General features: G+C 57.4%; 16 protein-coding genes. 4 read left to right on the top strand and 12 right to left on the bottom strand.

Annotated elements, in window-relative coordinates; translation table 11 throughout:
- The first annotated feature begins 29 nt into the window (after window positions 1-29).
- Both prs and dauA read left to right on the top strand, forming a co-directional pair.
- Window positions 30-977 carry a ribose-phosphate diphosphokinase gene (prs, locus tag AB1E37_RS09560; RefSeq protein WP_002910407.1) on the top strand — a complete coding sequence of 316 codons (948 nt, stop codon included), beginning with the start codon at window positions 30-32 and terminating at the stop codon, window positions 975-977.
- A 124-nt stretch (window positions 978-1,101) separates the two neighbouring features.
- Window positions 1,102-2,781, top strand: coding sequence for a C4-dicarboxylic acid transporter DauA (gene dauA / locus AB1E37_RS09555; protein WP_117116826.1), 1,680 nt, complete (start codon window positions 1,102-1,104; stop codon window positions 2,779-2,781).
- On the opposite strand, the gene AB1E37_RS09550 is transcribed toward dauA, so the two are convergent.
- Both AB1E37_RS09550 and ychH read right to left on the bottom strand, forming a co-directional pair.
- Complete coding sequence (locus AB1E37_RS09550) at window positions 2,782-3,828, bottom strand: MerR family transcriptional regulator (protein ID WP_032447667.1); 1,047 nt, start codon at window positions 3,826-3,828, stop codon at window positions 2,782-2,784. It abuts the gene before it with no gap.
- Between the two features lie 221 nt (window positions 3,829-4,049).
- Complete coding sequence (gene ychH / locus AB1E37_RS09545; RefSeq protein ID WP_002910437.1) at window positions 4,050-4,325, bottom strand: stress-induced protein YchH; 276 nt, start codon at window positions 4,323-4,325, stop codon at window positions 4,050-4,052.
- A 272-nt stretch (window positions 4,326-4,597) separates the two neighbouring features.
- Between ychH and pth the strand changes: the two genes are divergently transcribed.
- Both pth and ychF read left to right on the top strand, forming a co-directional pair.
- The gene (gene pth / locus AB1E37_RS09540; protein WP_004180389.1) at window positions 4,598-5,182 is read left to right on the top strand and encodes an aminoacyl-tRNA hydrolase; all 585 of its coding nucleotides are present in this window, start codon (window positions 4,598-4,600) and stop codon (window positions 5,180-5,182) included.
- A gap of 117 nt (window positions 5,183-5,299) precedes the next feature.
- Window positions 5,300-6,391 carry a redox-regulated ATPase YchF gene (ychF, locus tag AB1E37_RS09535; protein ID WP_002910443.1) on the top strand — a complete coding sequence of 364 codons (1,092 nt, stop codon included), beginning with the start codon at window positions 5,300-5,302 and terminating at the stop codon, window positions 6,389-6,391.
- Between the two features lie 81 nt (window positions 6,392-6,472).
- On the opposite strand, the gene AB1E37_RS09530 is transcribed toward ychF, so the two are convergent.
- The 10 genes from AB1E37_RS09530 to AB1E37_RS09485 form a co-directional block, all read right to left on the bottom strand.
- Window positions 6,473-6,802 carry a DUF1869 domain-containing protein gene (locus AB1E37_RS09530; RefSeq protein ID WP_032447668.1) on the bottom strand — a complete coding sequence of 110 codons (330 nt, stop codon included), beginning with the start codon at window positions 6,800-6,802 and terminating at the stop codon, window positions 6,473-6,475.
- A gap of 83 nt (window positions 6,803-6,885) precedes the next feature.
- Entirely contained in the window at window positions 6,886-7,800 is a 915-nt protein-coding gene (locus AB1E37_RS09525) for a sugar ABC transporter substrate-binding protein (protein WP_002910453.1), read from the bottom strand.
- Between the two features lie 131 nt (window positions 7,801-7,931).
- On the bottom strand, window positions 7,932-9,347 hold the full coding sequence (locus AB1E37_RS09520; protein ID WP_004898990.1) for a VasL domain-containing protein: 1,416 nt from the start codon (window positions 9,345-9,347) through the stop codon (window positions 7,932-7,934).
- A 19-nt stretch (window positions 9,348-9,366) separates the two neighbouring features.
- Window positions 9,367-9,810, bottom strand: a complete 444-nt coding sequence (tssE, locus tag AB1E37_RS09515; RefSeq protein ID WP_004175538.1) for a type VI secretion system baseplate subunit TssE — start codon at window positions 9,808-9,810, stop codon at window positions 9,367-9,369.
- A gap of 2 nt (window positions 9,811-9,812) precedes the next feature.
- A complete protein-coding gene (tssJ, locus tag AB1E37_RS09510) occupies window positions 9,813-10,349 on the bottom strand; it encodes a type VI secretion system lipoprotein TssJ (protein WP_004898993.1) in 537 nt (178 codons plus the stop codon).
- Window positions 10,330-11,346 (bottom strand): type VI secretion system baseplate subunit TssG, encoded by a 1,017-nt coding sequence (gene tssG, locus AB1E37_RS09505; protein ID WP_014599196.1) that lies wholly within the window; start codon window positions 11,344-11,346, stop codon window positions 10,330-10,332. Before tssG ends, tssJ begins: the two co-directional genes overlap by 20 nt.
- Before the next feature lie 29 nt (window positions 11,347-11,375).
- Window positions 11,376-13,139 (bottom strand): type VI secretion system baseplate subunit TssF, encoded by a 1,764-nt coding sequence (gene tssF / locus AB1E37_RS09500; RefSeq protein ID WP_004898999.1) that lies wholly within the window; start codon window positions 13,137-13,139, stop codon window positions 11,376-11,378.
- A gap of 133 nt (window positions 13,140-13,272) precedes the next feature.
- The gene (locus AB1E37_RS09495; RefSeq protein WP_284302528.1) at window positions 13,273-16,587 is read right to left on the bottom strand and encodes an ImcF-related family protein; all 3,315 of its coding nucleotides are present in this window, start codon (window positions 16,585-16,587) and stop codon (window positions 13,273-13,275) included.
- Between the two features lie 116 nt (window positions 16,588-16,703).
- On the bottom strand, window positions 16,704-17,915 hold the full coding sequence (locus AB1E37_RS09490) for a hypothetical protein (RefSeq protein ID WP_004899005.1): 1,212 nt from the start codon (window positions 17,913-17,915) through the stop codon (window positions 16,704-16,706).
- 4 nt (window positions 17,916-17,919) lie between these two features.
- Entirely contained in the window at window positions 17,920-18,177 is a 258-nt protein-coding gene (locus tag AB1E37_RS09485; protein WP_004899008.1) for a PAAR domain-containing protein, read from the bottom strand.
- Window positions 18,178-18,183 lie beyond the last annotated feature (6 nt).

Here is an 18,183-nt window from a genome sequence, read left to right as displayed (position 1 = left end):
CCACTGGACGCATGCCTGAGGTTCTTCTCGTGCCTGATATGAAGCTTTTTGCTGGTAACGCCACCCCGGAACTAGCACAACGTATTGCCAACCGCCTGTACACTTCTCTTGGCGACGCCGCTGTAGGTCGTTTTAGCGACGGCGAAGTCAGCGTACAAATCAATGAAAACGTACGCGGTGGTGATATTTTCATCATCCAGTCCACTTGTGCTCCCACCAATGACAACCTGATGGAACTGGTTGTTATGGTTGATGCTCTGCGTCGTGCTTCGGCAGGTCGTATCACCGCCGTTATCCCTTACTTCGGTTATGCTCGTCAGGACCGTCGTGTTCGTTCTGCTCGTGTGCCAATCACCGCGAAAGTGGTGGCGGATTTTCTGTCCAGCGTCGGCGTTGACCGCGTGCTGACCGTTGACCTGCACGCAGAACAGATCCAGGGCTTCTTCGATGTGCCAGTCGATAACGTGTTCGGCAGCCCAATCCTGCTGGAAGATATGCTGCAGCTGAACCTGGACAACCCGATTGTGGTTTCTCCGGACATCGGCGGCGTCGTGCGTGCCCGCGCTATCGCTAAACTGCTGAATGATACCGATATGGCTATCATCGACAAGCGCCGTCCTCGCGCCAACGTCTCCCAGGTGATGCACATCATCGGCGACGTTGCCGGTCGTGACTGCGTGATGGTCGACGATATGATCGACACCGGCGGCACCCTGTGTAAAGCGGCAGAAGCGCTGAAAGAGCGTGGCGCGAAACGCGTATTCGCTTACGCGACGCACCCAATCTTCTCCGGCAACGCTATCCAGAACATCAAAAACTCTGTCATTGATGAATTTGTCGTCTGCGATACCATTCCGCTGGCACCAGAAATTAAAGCGCTGGATAAAGTGCGTACTCTGACGCTCTCCGGTATGCTGGCTGAAGCTATTCGCCGTATCAGCAATGAAGAATCTATCTCTGCTATGTTCGAACATTAATCGAGCCCAGCACAAAAACCCGCTGCGGCGGGTTTTTTTGTCTCCGCACCTTATTTGTATGATCAATGCCTCCTTCACCTGCCATTTAGTTGACAGATGATGCGCTCATGGATGAAACATTATTGTGAACAGATTATTTTCCTCACATGTGATGCCTTTCCGCGCCCTCATCGACGCTTGTTGGAAAGAAAAGTACACCTCCGCCCGCTTCACGCGTGACCTGATCGCCGGGATCACCGTCGGGATCATTGCGATTCCGCTGGCGATGGCGCTGGCGATTGGCAGCGGTGTGCCGCCGCAGTACGGCCTCTATACCTCAGCGGTGGCAGGGATTGTGATCGCCTTGACCGGCGGGTCACGCTTTAGCGTTTCCGGTCCGACCGCCGCCTTTGTGGTGATCCTCTATCCGGTTTCCCAGCAGTTTGGTCTGGCGGGACTGCTGGTGGCGACGCTGATGTCGGGGATCTTTTTAATCCTCTTCGGCCTGGCGCGCTTTGGCCGCCTGATCGAATATATCCCGCTGTCAGTCACCCTCGGCTTCACCTCGGGGATCGGTATCACCATCGGCACCATGCAGATTAAAGATTTCCTCGGCCTGCAGATGCCCCATGTGCCGGAGCATTATCTGCAGAAAGTGGCGGCGCTGGCGATGGCCCTACCGACCATTAACGTTGGCGATGCCGCCATCGGCGTCGTTACTCTTGGCATTCTGATCCTCTGGCCGCGGCTGGGTATCCGCCTGCCGGGCCACCTCCCGGCGCTGCTGGGCGGCTGCGCGGTCATGCTGGTGGTCAACTTGCTCGGCGGCGATGTCGCGACGATCGGCTCGCAGTTCCATTATCAGCTGGCGGACGGCACTAAGGGCAATGGCATTCCGCAGCTGCTGCCGCAGCTGGTATTGCCCTGGGATATGCCGGGCTCAAACTTTACCCTGAGCTGGGCCTCGCTGCAGGCTCTGCTGCCTGCCGCCTTCTCAATGGCGATGCTCGGCGCCATTGAATCTCTGCTGTGCGCGGTGGTGCTTGATGGCATGACCGGCACCAAGCACAAAGCCAATAGCGAGCTGATTGGCCAGGGGCTGGGCAACATTGTCGCGCCGTTCTTCGGCGGGATCACTGCCACCGCGGCGATTGCCCGCTCGGCGGCGAACGTCCGCGCCGGCGCCACATCGCCTGTTGCCGCCGTGATCCACGCCCTGCTGGTGATCCTGGCGCTGCTGATCCTCGCCCCACTGCTCTCCTGGCTGCCACTGTCGGCGATGGCCGCCCTGCTGCTGATGGTGGCATGGAATATGAGCGAGGCGCATAAAGTCATCAATCTGCTGCGCCACGCGCCGAAGGACGACATCGTGGTGATGCTGATGTGCATGTCGCTAACGGTGCTGTTTGACATGGTGATCGCTATCAGCGTCGGGATCGTGCTGGCTTCGCTGTTGTTTATGCGCCGTATCGCACGCATGACTCATCTGGCGCCGGTCAACGTCGAGGTGCCAGACGATGTGCTGGTGCTGCGGGTAATTGGGCCGCTGTTCTTTGCCGCCGCCGAAGGCTTGTTCAACGATCTGGAGACCCGGATCGCCGGCAAGCGCATCGTGGTGCTGAAATGGGACGCGGTGCCGGTTCTCGACGCCGGTGGCCTGGATGCCTTCCAGCGCTTTGTGAACAAGCTGCCGGAAGGCTGTGAATTGCGCGTATCTAACCTCGAGTTTCAGCCGCTACGCACGCTAGCGCGCGCAGGCGTCAAGCCGCTGCCCGGACGCCTGAGCTTCTACCCCGATCGTCAGGCCGCGCTGGCTGACCTGTGATCACCCGGCGGCAGGTCCCTGCGCCTGCCGCATCAAGGATCCGGTCGCCTGCTGCAGCCAGCTCAGCACCGCCGGCGTCATCCAGGTGCCCTTCATCAAATGCGGCTCCTGCTCCATTGCCCGACGAAACTTCTGCAACGTCTGCGGCCGGGTACCGGCGTAGGACTGAAACAGTTCAAGCCACGCCCGGGCCAGCGCCTGACCCGACGCCGAGTCCGGCGCTACGCCCTCCCGGCACGCCTGATGCAGCTTCGCCACCAGCGCAGGCCACTCCTGTAGCCGGTCAAAATAGTGCTTGCGGGTGAACGCCATCTCTTCTTCGTCAAGGTACCGCGCCCAGATGGCCAGTTTGCTTTCGGCAAAGGCCTCGGTGATATAGGCGATGATTGCCGGCGTGACGCCGGTCTGTTCAACCATCTGCGGCTCGGCGGCATGCATCTCGTTCAGGCGGGTCAGAAACTCCGGACGCCCGGCCGTATCCTGCTCCAGGCGCTCCATCCAGCGCGTCGCCAGACGCATCGCCTGCGGACTGTCCGTCGGGCAGCCGCTCGCCATCAGCGTCTGCACCTCCTCCGTTAGCTCGCGCCACGCCTGCGCCCTCTGTTCATCCTGTGCCGCAAACGGCAGCACGGCTAACTCCTGTTGACTAAACCAACGATCGTACATTTTCATTAACTCCAGCGTCTGTAGCCAGGACTCCAGATCGGGTTCATTGCCGCTCGCCAGCGCCTCGCGCAGCACCAATAGTCGGTCGCGCAGCCTGCCAACATCGCGCAGCTGGGCGTTGAGCGTATCTATCTGCTGCGTCAGCAGCTCGGGCAGCGACAGCGTTTGCCGATCGAGATAGTCCTTGATTGTGGCGAGCGTTAGCCCGGCCTGCGCCAGCGCCTTTATCATATGCAGGCGCTGAACCGCGGACAGGTTATAGAGCCGATAGCCCGCCTCGCTTCTGGCCGAAGGCGTTAACAGCCCCGTCTGTTCATAATGATGCAGCGTACGTACCGTCAGTCCGGCACGCTTCGCCAGCTCTCCCACCTGAATTAACATGACTGCTCCTCTCTGTGGCCAGGTCCGCTACTCTGCAGCCTGACGTAACGTCAGGGTCAAGCAAAAACCGCGCTTGCTATTCATTTTTGCTGGCAACCATAGCAGCACGAAGGCCAGGACGGAATGGGGGCGTAATATGGCGGGAAAAAGAGGAAGAGATAAAGTGAGACACAGAAAAGCGCATCGGCCTTCAGCGGCCGATGCGGGAAATCATGCTACGGTTAGCTGTGACGATGCTGGTTACGACGGCAGCGTTTATCGTAGTGGCGCACCCACCAGTAGCGGTCGCTGACCTGCTCGTGGCCGCCAATACGGGCACCGGCCAGCCAGAGCACTGCGCCAACGAAGATGCTTAGGATTGCGCCATGCGCAAAGAATTGTGGCAGGTTAAGCTGCGGAAGCTGGTTCAGAATGGAGTAACCTACCCCCACAACCATCACCACCAACCCTAACCCCATGAGTACGTTACCGAGTAACGAAGCGTTTTTGCGTTTCATGTGTCACCTCCGGACTTTGGGTTGCCAGGGAATGTCCCCAAATCTTATAGGTGTAGTATAGACAAGGTCTCTTCTGCGGAGTGCGTCCACGATCACATTAGTGAACAGCGAATAGACAAAAATTTACAAATAAGTCTATGAACCATATCAAATTCTAATGATTTAGTGAGTAAATCATCAATGCGGGTATTGTCTAATAGCCAGAATTTTGTCAAGCGCGCCCGCAGACAGTACACTACGCGGCAGAGAATGCCCCTTGCAGGATAGAAAACGTGACCATTAAACTAATTGTCGGCCTGGCCAACCCCGGTGCGGAATATGCCGCCACCCGGCACAACGCTGGCGCCTGGTATGTGGATTTACTGGCGGATCGCCATCGTGCGCCGCTGCGCGAAGAGAGCAAATTCTTCGGCTACACCTCGCGCATCAACCTGGCGGGCGAGGACGTCCGCCTGCTGGTCCCCACTACCTTTATGAACCTCAGCGGTAAAGCCGTGGCCGCGATGGCGACCTTTTATCGCATCAACCCGGATGAAATTCTGGTCGCCCATGACGAGCTGGATTTACCGCCGGGCGTGGCGAAATTTAAGCTTGGCGGTGGCCATGGCGGCCACAATGGCCTGAAGGATATCATCAGTAAGCTCGGCAATAACCCGAACTTTCACCGTTTACGCGTCGGAATCGGCCATCCGGGCGACAAAAACAAGGTTGTCGGCTTTGTGCTTGGCAAACCACCGGCCAGCGAGCAGAAACTGATCGATGACGCTGTCGACGAAGCGGCGCGCTGTACCGAAATCTGGTTAAAGGACGGGCTGACCAAAGCGACCAACCGTTTGCACGCCTTTAAGGCGCAATAAGCCGTTGTCGTGCGGCATTTTTGCCGCGCACCGTGTATAATAGGCAAAGCTATTCAATTTTCTGCAATCTGTTCCTTGTAACAGATTGATTATCCAAAGATTAAGGTGATTTAAATCATGGGATTCAAATGCGGTATCGTCGGTTTGCCCAACGTCGGCAAATCCACCCTGTTCAATGCGCTCACCAAAGCGGGTATTGAAGCGGCCAACTTCCCCTTCTGTACCATTGAGCCGAACACCGGTGTCGTACCGATGCCCGATCCGCGTCTGGACAAGCTGGCTGAAATCGTCAAACCGCAGCGCATCCTGCCGACCACCATGGAGTTCGTGGATATCGCGGGCCTGGTGAAAGGCGCGTCCAAAGGTGAAGGTCTTGGCAACCAGTTTCTGACCAACATCCGTGAAACCGAAGCCATCGGCCATGTGGTTCGCTGCTTTGAAAACGATAATATTATTCACGTCGCGGGGAAAGTGAACCCGGCGGAAGATATTGACGTTATCAACACCGAACTGGCGCTGTCTGACCTTGATACCTGCGAACGCGCGATTCACCGCGTCTCCAAAAAAGCCAAAGGCGGCGATAAAGACGCGAAGGTTGAGCTGGCCGCGCTGGAAAAATGCCTGCCGCAGCTGGAAAACGCCGGTATGCTGCGTGCGCTGGATCTGACCAAAGAAGAGAAAGAGGCCATCCGCTATCTGAGCTTCCTGACCCTGAAGCCGACCATGTACATCGCGAACGTCAATGAAGACGGTTTCGAGAACAACCCGTACCTCGATCAGGTTCGCGCCATCGCCGAGCAGGAAGGGTCTGTGGTGGTGCCGGTGTGCGCCGCCGTTGAAGCGGACATCGCCGAGCTGGACGATGAAGAGCGTGACGAGTTCATGGCTGAGCTGGGCCTCGAAGAGCCGGGCCTGAACCGCGTGATCCGCGCCGGTTACGCTCTGCTGAACCTGCAGACCTACTTCACCGCGGGCGTGAAAGAAGTTCGCGCATGGACCATCCCGGTGGGAGCGACCGCGCCGCAGGCAGCCGGTAAGATCCACACCGACTTCGAAAAAGGCTTTATCCGCGCGCAGACCATCGCTTATGAAGACTTCATTGCCTACAAAGGCGAACAGGGCGCGAAAGAAGCCGGTAAAATGCGTGCTGAAGGTAAAGACTACATCGTGAAAGATGGCGATGTGATGAACTTCCTGTTCAACGTCTAATCCCACTGGCTGGCGTTTTCGCCGCCACCGCGCAAAAAAATCCACGCAGCGGCGTGGATTTTTTTTTACCCAGGCGACACGCTACTCCACAATATGGGTATCTTCTGCCGCCTCGTAGCCATCAACGATCTGCACAATTTTCTTTAACTCAGCCTCAATAAAAGCCGGGGTAGCGCTTTCCCCTGAGGCCGGGTGATGAAGCTCCACCGAGATACCGCTGGCGGCATTGGTCAGCGACAGGCTGATCTCCTGCAGGCCCCGCGAGGACGAAGAATGCCCGATATGCTGCATGATAGCCGCCGCCGCCGCGCGCGTATCAACGTCTGCGAGATGCCCCCATCTCATTTCAACATGCCCCTGCTGCCCTGCCTTTATCACCTGCAGCGTATAGCCGCTTCTTGCCGTTGCCATGCCTTTTCCTCCGATTTAGTTGCCCGGGCGTCACATTATCAGCCCGGTTTTATCAGCCAGGTTCGCGCACCTGCGCCTTGCCGTTAATGACTCTTTTCCACATAGGTCTGCATGTTTTCTTTGGTCACTAACTCAAACGGGATCCAGACATGAGACTCGACCTTTTCTCCTTTAATCAGCTTCAGCGCTACCGCTAAGGCCGTTTTGCCCTGACCGACGGCGTCCTGGAAAACCGTCACCTGAATCTTATCGCTGGCCAGGGCTTTCAGCCCGTCCGGGGTGGCGTCGATCCCGCCGATCAGCAGCTTCTTCTGGCTTTTCTCCAGCGCCATCGCCGCGCCAATCGCCATCTCATCGTTGTTCGCCGCCACAATATCAATCGCTTCTCCGTTGCCCGTCCAGTTCTGCATCAGATCCATTCCCTCGCTGCGGGAATAGTTGGCCGGCTGTTTCTGCACCACTTTCATTGCCGGATACTTGGCCACCACCTGCTCCACATCTTTGGTGCGCTGCAGCGCGCCGGCGTCGGTGAGATTGCCGATCATGATGGCGACGTTGCCTTTGTAGTTCGCCAGCTTCGCCAGCGCCTCCATCTGCAATGTGCCAGACTCCCGCTCGTCCGAACCGACAAACACCACGCCGGGCGGTAACGTTTTATCCCCCGGCGTCCGGTTCACATACACCAGCGGCATTTTGGCCTGCTGCGCCATCTTCGTCAGCTGCGGGGTGCTGGCGGAGTCCACCGGGTCGACGATGATCGCGTCCACGCCGGAGGCAATGAAGCTCTGCACCTGATCGGCCTGGCGTCCGGTGTCGCCGCGGGCGTCTTCAAACTGTACGTCGACGTGGCGGGCTTGAGCTTCTTTCTCAATGGACTGGCGGATAATAGTGAGAAAGTTTTGATCGAAGTAGGCCATTGAGACGCCGATCTTCTCCGCTAATGCCGAAGCGGAACTGGCCAGAAGGCCTACTAACAGGATGATTTTACAGTGCTTCATAGTATGCCCTCAGAGATCGAAATAAAATTTTCAATACAACTACAAACGGTATATTTAAATCATTTTCAGACTACGAAGGGCGTTCGGTTCTTGCAATATTGATGTAAAGAAAATGTTGCCATGCGCACACTTTATTTCACCGCCTCACTCACCGAGGGCTCACCGGTTGCGGGGAGCGCAGCGGTCGGCGACGCCGGCTGTTTTCGCTTCAGCAGGGCATACTCCACTATCAGCTGTTGCAGATGCAGCTCCACGAGGCTTCCCCGCGCGGCTGGCCAGGGTTGATCAACGGGAAGCGCGGCCAGCTGGCGCAGCTGCTCCTCCAGCGGAACAGCGCGGTTAAACGACTGTGTGATGGCAAATACTGCGGTTTTCAGTTCGCTCACCGTCAGGTACTTCCCCTTCTGCTCGTCGAGGGCATTGAGCTGGTCGGCGAGCCGCTGCAGCTGCTGCATGCCCTCCGACCAGCCGGTAAGATTTTCCGCGGGCAATGCGCCAGCACTCAGCTGCTGCCGCCACTGCTGCGCCAGCGGTTGCGCCTGATCCGGCCAGCGGATAAGGGCCTGGTGGACCAGCTGGTCGCCGTAGCTGACCGCCCAGTCCGGCGCCAGGCGGGCAAGCTCGCCAAGCTGGCGCTGCGTCTGTGGCAGATCAACCGGCCCCGGGGGCGTTGTCGCCGGCAGGCCCGGTATCGGTCCGGCATTTTGGGTGACCGAAATGGGCGGCAAGTCGGACTGACGCAGCGCCAGCCATCCGCCGACGGCGATACCCGTTACCGCCAGCATGGTAACCATTCCGGCGATAAACGGCTTCCAGCGCGGCGCGGCTGCCGGAGTAGACGCCGCCACCGGCGCGGGCCGCTTTGCAGGTGAAGGCGGAGCCAGCGGTTCAGCCTTTGGTCTACGTTTTAGGTCTGGCACTGGCTCAACCTTCGCCGCATCCTCTTCGCTGACCAGAGTGCCAGGAAGTTCCGCGTCAGACACCGCCACCGGCGGCGCGGTGGGAAGCGCTGGCGCAGGGTCGAGGCTCTCGAAGCGAGTTGCCGTGCTGTGCAGTAGCGCCCGCAGGTCGCTCAGCTGGTTTTCAGGAGCGATCTCAAGGCGCTGGAGCACTGCGTCGAAGCTTTGCAGCGAACGTTCAGCCTGCTCAAGCGACTCAACATCCTCTGGGGTAAGATTCAGGGTACGGATCACCTGCCGCAGCCGCTTGCTCAGGGTGCGGAAGATCTCTGTCCGGGCCGGGAGCGCCTGTGGCCACAGGTTTTTCCCCTGACGAACCAGCAGCGACTCCATCAGCGTCAGCCCCTCATTGATCCCTGCCACCCCGCCCAGCCGGGCGCGGGCCAGGGTATACCAGGCGACAGTCTGCAGGTCCGCGCCGTGATGCTCCAACAGCCCGCGGGCAAGCTGCTCGGCATACGGCCAGTTAATATCCGGCCGCGCCGGGTGGCTGAGCTTGTTCATTTCCGCACGCAGGGCCATAAAATCAGCCAGCGTGCGCGGGTCGCCACCGGCTTTATAGTGACGGTCGTGGTGTGTTGTCATCATGATGTCTTTCAGCGAGAGATTAGAGGGCGGAGCGGGCGTCAAGGTACTGCTGACGTTTGAGGTGGCGGATCAACACCCTGCCCTCGGGCATAAACTCCGTGCCGTAACGCACCAGGCCAATATCCTTCAGCTCCGCATCAATGGCATAGCGCAGTTCGCCGGGCGCATGCTGATCGAGCATCACCACCGCGATCCGCTGCAGGCGCGGTTCGTATTTCAGCAACACCGCCGACAACGTGCTCATCAGCTGATGCGCCGACGCTGGCATCCCCTGGAGGACAGCGGTCATATCCGGCAGGCCGTAGTCCGGCAGATGCGCCAGCGTTCCGGCCCGACAGTTGAGGATGCGCTGCATGTTATCGAGCACCGACAGGATGACCTGATCCGTTTCGCTGACAGTATTCAGGTCAAGCCCGCCGGCGAAATTGCCGTACAGGATGTCATACAGGGAGGGACGAGGCATTTTCACTTCTCCTTAAACGGGTGCAGCGTCAGTTGATTTTGGCTGGCTTCGATAATGCGCGGCCTCGCCGGATCAAGTTCGTCCCGGGTGAGTACCAGCCGCCAGCTGTTTTGCGTCAGGTCTGGATCGATAAACATGGCCGCCACCGCCACAAACTGCGCGCTGGTTTCCATGGGCATATCGACGGTCACCGATTCGCCCGGACGCAGGCGAACATCTTTTTCCGCCACCCGGTCCGCCTGCAGCGCCTGGCCATCGCCGGCAAACAGCGACGGGTAGTCAGTATTGTCGAACGCTTGCCGGTTCTTCAGCTGATAAATACGCACCACCGTCGCCAGGGAGGCGCCTTTGGCGTTGTTATTCACGCCTTCCCGGGCGCGAAGATCCAGATGCAGGGTTTTCACCTGGGGGTAAAAAATGGACTGGGTCACGGAAACGGCGCCGTCTTTCACGGTCTGCGTCAGGCCGCAGCCGGTTAAGACGGTAACCATGAGGAATGCCAGCAACCTGGCGGAGGGTTTAACTGCGGTAATCGCCATCTTCATCGCTCTCCCTGCGGTGGATATTTTCCCGGACGCGCTGATAGCGCCCCAGATAAATCGTGACTCTGTCGTCAGCCTGCTTCTGCGCATCCAGCGGACGCAGCACAGCGGTACGGCCGAGCTGGACGGCATGCTCCTGCTGGCAGCAAAGTTGCGCATCCGGCAGTAAATGGCGGGCGACGCAAAGCTGCAGCCGCACGTCAAGATGAGATCCGAGCCAGACGTGCAGAAGCGCCATCAGGTCGCTGAACAGTTCGCCGCCGGGCAGCCAGCCGCGAACCTCATCAGGCTTTTCCGTGGCCAGCTGCAGCAATACCTGACCGTTCACATCCGTGGCGTGGATTCCCATCACTGGCCTATGTTGCAGGCTAACCGGCTGACGGACGCTCATCGTTAACGGCTGCGACAAGGGGATCCGGCAGGGATCGTGGTGGTACACCGTCGCCCGGGTCCCCGGGGCCAGGAGCGCCACCAGCGCCTCCATGCCTTCCCCGGATCTCCCCGGCAGCATCATCACCGGCAGCAGCGCCAGAAATCGCGACAGCGGCGCTGCGGCAACGGCGGCACATCCCGGTATGCCCAGCCCCGCCAGGCCCAGCAGATACTGCGAGATGTTGTCCGTGCCGCCCGCCCGAAAGGTTGCCGGGTAGGAATATTTGCGCCAGATACGGTAATACTGGGCGATCAGCCGATGGTTAAAGATATCGAGGAAATCCTCGGTGGCCTCGACGCCTTCCCGCCGTTGCGCAATGTCATCGCTATAGTGGGTCGGCAGCGGGGATTCCACGCCGTAGAGTCCCATAAAAGTCACGCGAACCGCCGGCGGACGGGGCGGTTCAGGATCGTCCATTCCACGGATTTCGCCAGCCGGAAAGCCCATCCCCGGATGCGGGCGAAAGCGTATGGGTTCATCACCTACTAGCCAGCCGCTGCCGATGATCGGCGCCTTCGGATGGTTCTTCTCCAGCAACTGGCAGAAGCGGTAAAAATTCATGTACGGCAACTGAGGCCGGAGCTGCGCCATCAGCCGGGCAGGCGCAGACTGTGATTCTCTTTCCACCGGATACATTTCCCTTCAGGTTGAACAATGAGCGTCAGCTGGTTGAACTGATTCATATCGGCATACAGTGCGAAAAAGCGGTTGAGCATGTCGCCAAACAGGTGGACATCGCCCGCACCGGTAAATCCGCTACCGTCGAGCGTCACTTCGATATCCAGCCCGCGCAGCAGGAAGCCCTGCTCGAAACGCTGAATTCGGTGATGGCTGACCGCCAGAATGGCGTCCAGACGGCGATTATTGAGCTCATCCTCCCGCCAGTTGTAGAGCGACAGCGTGCCGCGCAGCACCTCGGCGCTGCTCATCATGTTGAGAAAACGGGTGCCCAGATGGCTCATGACCCGCCAGTGGTAGCGGTCTTCCGCCGGGGGATAGGCCGGCAGCGTGGGCCTGCAGAGATTGCGGACGGTAAGCGGCGTGGCTGATATCGACTCACAGCGATCCAGCAGCGTGCTCTGTAGCGCCCGGCGCGGCAGCTGGCCGTTAGTGCCGGTGATGCGCAAGGAGACCGTTTCCCGCGCCAGCTCCCGGTCAGCCTCCCATTGCTGTCCGCCGAGGATAAGCCAGGTATCGTGCATGCCGGTTACGCCCCGTTTTACGCGGGTGTGGTAGTAGCGCTCAGGAGCATGGCGACGCATCATCCCGCCCTGGTGACGAAAGCGGGTGAAAGGCACATAGCGCGCCTCCCCGGTGCGCCCGGAGCCGGTCACGCTGTCGACAGAATAGATTTCGGTATGCCCGTCCTGCAGGCGCTTCGGACGCAGGAGGTATTCGCTCTCCAGCCCGCTGATGGTCAACGGATCGGCCTCAAGGGTAAACAGGTTAATCACCGGCACACAGTGCAGGCGCAGGCTGCTTGCGCTGACGGGTAAATCACTTTGCCAGACCTCGCTGAACACCACCTCAAGCGTGAAATGCGATATCCCCGCCGGCAGGGTGATGTTTTCCAGGCCATTTAGCTGCACGAACATAAATTTTTCGCGAAAGGTGAAATACTCGAGCAGCAGCTGATAGCCGCTGAAAGCGCTCTCCCCCTTCGGCCATAAACGATCCTCCTCGCTGAATCCCCCCGGGGAAAAATAGCCGTCGAGGCTTACCCGCTCTGTCTGACCCGGCAGACGCAGGTACAGCGCGGCCTGGCGTCGGGTCAGCCACAGATGGAGGGCGCTGCCGGTAACGGCGTCTTCCCCCAGGTACAGCGCCAGGCGGCGGAGATCGGTCTGCGACCAGTCAGCCAGCTCGCTACAGGCGAATCGTAGTCGCAGGGCCGAACGCCCGTCCGGCTCCGCCGTCATCATCGCCTCATCTATCGCCAGCGGGTTAAGCGTCAGATCGCGGGTGGTTCGGTACCGGCACACGGTATTTTTCGGCCCCAGTGGGCGGGAGCTAATCTCAAACCCGGCGGGCACCGTTTCCGCCATCTTCATCGCCGGCAGCGTTGGGGTCAGCGCCACGATCGATAGCGATGGAATAGTGCGCAAATAGTGCGGCCACAGCATGCTGACCAGCCCCTCGGTCAGCTCCGGCAGATCATCATCAATTTTTTCGCGCAAGCGACCTACGGAAAAGGCAAAGCCTTCAAACAGGCGCTCAACGTAAGGGTCCGGCGTACCGGCTTTATCGAGATCCAGCATCGCCGCCCGATCGGGGTGAGCCTGCGCGAACGCTTTTGCCGCCTCGCGCAGGTAGCGCATTTCAGCATCAAAATATCGCAGGGTTAAATCGTCCATTATGAATATTCCATTATTCGTCTACAGGGAGACACGCAGCATGGCTGCGCGGTCAGATTAGTTGGCCGTCGGGCGGCCATGAGCGAAGGAGGCCTGGCGTTGCAGGTTAACGCCAATCAGTGAGGGAGAAGGTTCAGTATCCCTCTTCGCCGGGTATATCGTCGGTCAGCGGAACACGTTCAGCAGACGCGCGCACGCTGAATATCGTCTCCGGTAGCGTAAAGTTTCGCAGCGCCAGCAGCGCCAGCGGTCCTTCCCCCGCCTCGGTACGCAGCGTGTAGTTCAGCAACAGACCATCCGGCGCTTTCCAGCTCAGGCTCCAGCTGCTGCTCGTTCCGGGATAAGCGCTGACCACCGCCTTATCCAGCAGACGGATCCACCCCCAGGCGCCCGGGAAATCGCCATACTGGCGGGTGCCCGCCCGGGTACTGACCCAGCTCAGACTGGCGCCCGGCGCTTCGGTGTCAGCGGGCCAGCTGAACCGCCGCCAGACCGGCATCTGGTTCATATAGACAAGTTTCTGACTGTCGATGACCAGCTCCGTCTGCATCACGCCGTCCGCCGTGCCGGGGCGAAGCGCAAAATGCAATCCCGCTTCGCCGTTGGCGAACGCGACGTCGGAGAGATGGCTCAGGGTATTCATCGCCTGCAGAAAGGCCGGGTTAAACGTCAGCCCCTGAGCATTGATACTGTCCGCCATCCAGCGGCTTCCCTCTTTATGCAGCACGCCGTTCAGCCGGGTCTGCAGAAAGCGGGCGATGCGCCCGGTCTCGCTGTTGAGGTATTTTGCCAGCAGCGGCAGAGAGACTTCACTGCTGGTATTTTTAAAGGGGTAGCGACCGCCAAAAGCGCTATTCCAGTCCTCCACCACTGCGCTGCGCCACTGGGCGTTGAGGCTTTCCGCCGCCGGGGTCAGCACCTGCTGCCAGGCCTGTTCCATCGGGCGAACAAACAGCGTCTGCCCAAATCCACTCCACTCCTGGCCCAGCCCCGCCGCCACCAGGCTGCCGTAGTCGCGCGTTTCGGTTAAATCCACGGCCTTGCCCTGGAATACCGTCTGCGCAAGCAACCGGGTCATCGCCTGCGGATCGGTGGCGTTGGTGACCTGCTGCAGGCGCAGACGCACCTGGGTGACGCGGGTCAGGAAGGTCTGCAGGCTAAGACGGCTGGTGGGTGTCCCGCCGTCGCGATTGTCCAGCAGCGCCAGTACGGGCCCGAAGGTGGCATCCAGAGGACCGCGCGCGCCGGACCGTTGATCGATGACGGGCGAGTTATCACGGTTGAACAGCTGCCTGGCCGATTTGACCAGCGAATCGGCGATGGCTTCCCCGGTCTGGCCGGTTCGCCCCTGCACGCTCAGGGTGTTCATCAGCGCCACCAGCGGCGACTGGCGCACATCGGCCATCAGGGTCAGCTGGTCGATAGCATCGGAGAGGCTCGCCGCGCGCTGCCAGCGCAGACTGTTGAGGAAATCCAGCCAGGCGCCGCTGAAATCAGCGAAATAACGCTCCGCCAGCCTGGCTCGCAGAGCTTCCGGCGACGTCGACTGCGCGGCAGTCTGCTTCGTATCGCTCAGCACCCAGTCCATTTCATCGCGGCGTTCCGCGACCACTTTCTCAATGGCCGGCTGCACGGCCTGCTCCCAGGCCTGACGGGTAAACATTCCCGGCACCACCTCATCAGTGCTGAACAGACGCGAAGCATCGGTGTCGGCAGTCATATCCGCCAGGCGCATATCGGCATACTGATTCGCCACCTGCGCGAGCATCTTCTGGTAAAGCGTGGACTCACTGTTGCGCTGGCCCAGTTGGCGAATTAACCGTGTGCGCACCTGGCTGACCAGACCGTCATCGACAGGCAGACGCCACTGCGGATGCGATGCCAGGCTGGCGGCATAAAATGCCAGCAGCGAAGGGCCGCTGCCCTGCCAGACGGCGTCGGCGATGCCTGAGCGCTGCGGCCAGTCCTGCATTAGCGTAGTGGCGAACCACGCGGCGTCCATTTTTTCCGGGCGGGTCAACATCAGATATTGTTTCAGTTGTCCGTAAGCGGTCTTCGTCATCTTCTCACGCAGTGGGCTGTCCGGCGGCAGCTGCACGAAGGCGGTGAGCTGCTCTTCCAGATGATGCGCCGCCGCATCGCGCAGCAGCGGCTGCGCCCTCTCTCCGTAGTGCGGGAACAGCGCCGCCAGCAGGTCATCGTTCTGACTGAGGCCAGCGCGGAGGTACCACGGCGCGCCGTGCTGCGAGCGGTATTCCAGTTGAGAAAGCGTTTTCTGTAACGCGGAGAGCGCATGCAAGCGTACGGCCAGCGGCTGTTTCTCCGCTGAGGCCAGCCGCACCTGCTCCTGTGCGATCGCCACCAGGTGGCGGTTGGCGATAAAAGAGACTGTCATTGAGGCGGCCCAGAGTAACATCAGGGCGGCGGCGGCCACGCTCATCCCACGCATCCAGTTGACTCCCTGTTTGCGCGGACGTAGACCTGCGGGTAATTCCGTCATCCTGTCCGGCAGAATATCCCAGCGGTTATCCCGGCCCCAGTGATGGCTGATACTGCGGCCGGCCTCCGCCGACGGCGCGCTGAACACCACTCCGGCCAGCGGCTGCGGGCGGTAAGGATTAAGCAATACCGATAACGGCTCCGTCACCGTTTCCGGTTTACGGGTCAACTGATCGGCCAGCGCGAGTAAAAAATTGTGCTGTGGCTGACCGCAGACCTGCTGTATGCCTTGCGCGGTCAGCTGCGGTATCAGCCCGGTAAGCTGTCCGGCGAGCGTCTGCGGTGAACAATTCGCAGGCAAAAGGCACCCCACTGGCTGGGTGACGCGCCCGGCCTGTTCTCCGGCGCGCGGATGCAGGGACCAGACGTACAGCGGCAGCTTCCAGCCCAGAGCCTCATAGCGAAGCTTTAAAGCATGAGACACGCTATCCATTGCATCTGGCGTGAGACCTGAGGTTGCGCTGTTTTCCGTTGCCGGCATACCGTCCAGCGCTGAGGTCACCCAGACCATTCCGTCCACCGCACGGCGGCGCAGTTTACGCAACGCAGCCAGCCAGTCTGCATCGGCCGGAGTCGCAGGATCGCCACCCCACAGCAGCACAGTCCCCCGGTCTTCCTGCCAGAGTTCCCTGGTGAGTTTTGGGGCCAGTTGTTCCACATCACTGACTGAGCCGGTCATCAGCAGGATGCGGACTTTGCTATGCCAGAAATGACCGTAAGTATGTCGCAGAACTTGTTGTACTTCGTTTATTATCTTTTTACTTATGTCTACCTGTTTCAAATGAGCACTATTGTTTGACCGAGTATTCTGTTTATCATTTAATTTACAGAAAAAACGCAATCTTGATGCAAACGCAACAAGTGAGTACCGACTGACTAGCAGCAAAGAGAGGAAAACAGGAACTGCGAAAATAGTACAGAGCACCCGAAATTTTTCTGCTGGTTCCATCCATCCCAGGGATGGTCCCCATAGGTAATATATTAGAAATAAAATAACAGTAATAATAACGACAAAAAAAACGCCAGAAAATTTAATAAGGATTTTCTTCATGTTATAATAAACCTCTAAACACTTGCAACTGAGTTAAATAAATGACAGTTCAAAACATCATTATTTTTATTTACCAATAAATACTGTCCTGGGGGGAGATGCTCATTTACATAACTCAATTGCAAAAACTCGGTAAGAGGTGGGCATTTACATAAATAGTTGTCTGAATCAACGTACATATACGACGAAAGTGCACTTTCCGACATTACATCTGTTGTTTTTAACACCAATTTTTTAAGCTCTTCTTCATTCAACCCAGAATATATAACACCAGATAGCCTTCTCCCTTCATTAACCCTTCCCCAAAGGAGCAATTTATCTATTCCTACCCAATCACATTCTGGTCGAAAAAAAGCCCCTAAAGATGAGCGACCACCAGTCTCGCCATCATTTCTCAGTCTTCCCAACAAAAACATCACAGATTCAGATTTATCGTCGATTTCATCGTCAAGTAATTCTGCGCCATAAAAACTGGCGGCAATAAGAACTATATATTCATCAGAAGAGCTATCCAGCAATTTATCGATGGATTCAGATAAGTTTCTACTAAACTCAATATTCTCCCCGGGATATATATTATCAAGTCGTTCTTGCCAAATATTTTCCATCAGAGGTTTAAAATTATCATTAAGAGCGCATATCACTTTTACCCTAATATATTTAGGCAAAAGGGTTATATGCATATGGATATCATTAATCAGAAATCCCATTATTTTATTAAATAAAATAGCGTTTCTATCCTGTATTTGATGAATGCTATTTAATTCATTTGTTGGGGAATTAAAACTAAGATATCTGGACATATGCGTAAACTTTGGTGCATAGCGAACAGGCAATAAATCTCCCTCTATGATATTAGTCACATCTCCATTTAAATCAGGCAATCTGATCTGTAACTCAATGATCTCAAGATAGGCCCTTCCTTTTTGAAGCAACTCCTGATAATAATCCAGGCGAGTTTTATTCCAGTAAACTGTTTCGATATTCTCATTATTCCACATTATAACTCTGAAGAAAAATACAGCCCCGCTTAAGAGTAGCGGCACCAGCAATAACTCAGACCAGAAAACATAATTATTTTTTGATAAATACTCAGAAAAATAAACCAAGAAAACACATACATATACAGCAATAATACAAACACAAATTCCGAATTCAACCCATAGTGATAATGCTTTTTGGGATGTTTTCTCTTCCGAAGGAATATCAAAAATATTTACTGGCATAAGTTCATTCCTTTAAAACACGCGAACCGGCGGAAATAAGAATAGCGCCACATGAACAGCGGTGCCCTTCTAACGCAACAGCTAACCCGTTATCGCAATGTTTTTCATCTCCCTCACTTATACTATTTACACCGTGTGTTGGACATGAGACCAGATCAGACTTACGTGCCACAGATTTACCATCAATGATTATCTGAGATGAGCCCGTTAAGACAGATCCACCATGAGATGTTTTATCACCTACACAAATAGTTTTTTTCATATTCTA

Origin of the sequence: Klebsiella sp. Shm-1 (assembly GCF_040804525.1) — a bacterium.
GTDB classification, from domain to species: domain Bacteria; phylum Pseudomonadota; class Gammaproteobacteria; order Enterobacterales; family Enterobacteriaceae; genus Klebsiella; species Klebsiella pneumoniae.
This window is presented reverse-complemented; position numbering and strand designations above follow the sequence as displayed.

Coding starts and splice junctions, on each gene's coding strand:
- AB1E37_RS09550 (WP_032447667.1), bottom strand. CDS start 3,828: ATGTTAATTCAGGTGGGAGAGCTGGCGAAGCGTGCCGGACTGACGGTA.
- ychH (WP_002910437.1), bottom strand. CDS start 4,325: ATGAAACGCAAAAACGCTTCGTTACTCGGTAACGTACTCATGGGGTTA.
- ychF (WP_002910443.1), top strand. CDS start 5,300: ATGGGATTCAAATGCGGTATCGTCGGTTTGCCCAACGTCGGCAAATCC.
- AB1E37_RS09530 (WP_032447668.1), bottom strand. CDS start 6,802: ATGGCAACGGCAAGAAGCGGCTATACGCTGCAGGTGATAAAGGCAGGG.
- AB1E37_RS09525 (WP_002910453.1), bottom strand. CDS start 7,800: ATGAAGCACTGTAAAATCATCCTGTTAGTAGGCCTTCTGGCCAGTTCC.
- AB1E37_RS09520 (WP_004898990.1), bottom strand. CDS start 9,347: ATGATGACAACACACCACGACCGTCACTATAAAGCCGGTGGCGACCCG.
- tssE (WP_004175538.1), bottom strand. CDS start 9,810: ATGCCTCGTCCCTCCCTGTATGACATCCTGTACGGCAATTTCGCCGGC.
- tssJ (WP_004898993.1), bottom strand. CDS start 10,349: ATGGCGATTACCGCAGTTAAACCCTCCGCCAGGTTGCTGGCATTCCTC.
- tssG (WP_014599196.1), bottom strand. CDS start 11,346: ATGAATTTTTACCGCTTCTGCCAGTTGCTGGAGAAGAACCATCCGAAG.
- tssF (WP_004898999.1), bottom strand. CDS start 13,139: ATGGACGATTTAACCCTGCGATATTTTGATGCTGAAATGCGCTACCTG.
- AB1E37_RS09495 (WP_284302528.1), bottom strand. CDS start 16,587: ATGGAACCAGCAGAAAAATTTCGGGTGCTCTGTACTATTTTCGCAGTT.
- AB1E37_RS09490 (WP_004899005.1), bottom strand. CDS start 17,915: ATGCCAGTAAATATTTTTGATATTCCTTCGGAAGAGAAAACATCCCAA.
- AB1E37_RS09485 (WP_004899008.1), bottom strand. CDS start 18,177: ATGAAAAAAACTATTTGTGTAGGTGATAAAACATCTCATGGTGGATCT.